The sequence below is a fragment of the Sphingobium sp. MP9-4 genome, assembly GCF_005281675.1.
Classification (GTDB): Bacteria; Pseudomonadota; Alphaproteobacteria; order Sphingomonadales; family Sphingomonadaceae; genus Sphingobium; species Sphingobium yanoikuyae.
This window is the reverse complement of record NZ_LUFI01000008.1, coordinates 1-1,231: the sequence shown is the minus strand read 5'-3', so window position 1 is coordinate 1,231 and position 1,231 is coordinate 1. Positions and strand designations below refer to the sequence as shown.

Sequence of the window (1,231 nt, the reverse complement as noted above, 5' to 3'; positions counted from 1 at the left end):
GGCTGCGCTCGACGCCTGGTCACAAAGCGCGACCATCACGGTTGCCGAGCTCGTGCCCAAAATCATAAGCTGGGCTAACGGACCTCTGATGCACTTGTTCGGTACCAATCTGACAGATCCGCGAGTCAGAATTCAATTGGCCGACGTGTTTGATGTCATTACCCATGAGAAGGATCGCTTCGATGCCATTCTGCTCGACGTCGATAATGGTCCAGACGGTTTCATCAGAAAAAGCAACGACAGGCTTTATTCGACCGACGGCTTGGAAATGGCCTATGCGGCACTGAAACCGGGCGGCCTACTGTCGATATGGTCAGCCTACAGCGATGACGCATTTGCCGAAAGGCTGGAGCAGGCCGGATTCTGTCTGGATGAGATTTTGCTGCCAGCCTTTAGCGGCAGCGCCGAACGCTGGCACAATATCTGGTTCGCCGCCAAGGCCGGGGCCTGACAGTCCGTACCAGCTTTGCAAGCATGAGACCAAGCCTGCCAGGCTTCCATTCGCGACAGCGCGCGACCGGGCTTGGCAGGCATCGTCGTTCTCAGGTCAGTAAACCGGAGACTCACATTTGATTTGTCGTGATGGCACTTGGCCGGGTTAGTTCAGAATTGCCACTGCTGTAGAGGCGTTGAAGCCTCTTCGCGTTGCAACACGGAAATGATCTTCGCATAGGCACGAGCCAAATCCTCGTGCCTTGCTCTGATCGCAGGATTCTCCGCAAGCTCAGCATGCTTTAACTCGGCCAATCTCCGGCGGTTAAGATAGTCGAACCGACCCATGGCCATATTCATCGTGCTGACGGCGGATGGTGACGGGCCACATGCGATCGGGAGCGTGTGACAGATCCTTCGATCAGCTTACCCTTCATCAAAGCGCGAAGCGCATCGGCATCCCGTGGGTCAAGCAGAACGATCCGCACGCCACCGGAGTCAAGCGCCTCGAGAACCGAAATCCTGAAGCCGTTTTTTTGACACACCAGCCGCACGGAGTCGGCTGACTCCATGATGTTTATGGCCCTGCTCATATCCGACCATCCCGCTGGTCATTCAAAGCGAAAGGGGCTGAACCATCGGGACGCTCTGATCGATAGGGGTGCACATGTTCTCGAATGCGCTGCGCATAACGGTTGGCCAAACGCTGATGCGCATGGGATGCAGCGCGGCAATGCGCGCTTTGGGCACGCAGCAACTCTTCCTGCTCGCGCTTGAGCAAATAATTTAGATCTTCCAC

General features: G+C 56.1%; 2 protein-coding genes and 1 pseudogene. 1 reads left to right on the top strand and 2 read right to left on the bottom strand.

Going from position 1 to position 1,231, the window contains the following annotated elements; all coding sequences use genetic code 11:
- Nucleotides 1-451, top strand: a pseudogene (locus A0U87_RS02770) (spermidine synthase); the annotation flags it as partial.
- A 152-nt stretch (nt 452-603) separates the two neighbouring features.
- Here the strand turns inward: A0U87_RS02770 and A0U87_RS02765 are convergent.
- Nucleotides 604-780 (bottom strand): hypothetical protein, encoded by a 177-nt coding sequence (locus tag A0U87_RS02765; protein ID WP_234415664.1) that lies wholly within the window; start codon nt 778-780, stop codon nt 604-606.
- A 241-nt stretch (nt 781-1,021) separates the two neighbouring features.
- Nucleotides 1,022-1,231, bottom strand: a 210-nt coding sequence (locus A0U87_RS26405; RefSeq protein WP_240700494.1) for a hypothetical protein, incomplete at its 5' end; no start/stop codon positions are given.

What these genes read in the sequence shown, in the direction of transcription:
- A0U87_RS02765 (WP_234415664.1), bottom strand. Translation starts at nt 780, where the DNA reads ATGGGTCGGTTCGACTATCTTAACCGCCGGAGATTGGCCGAGTTAAAG.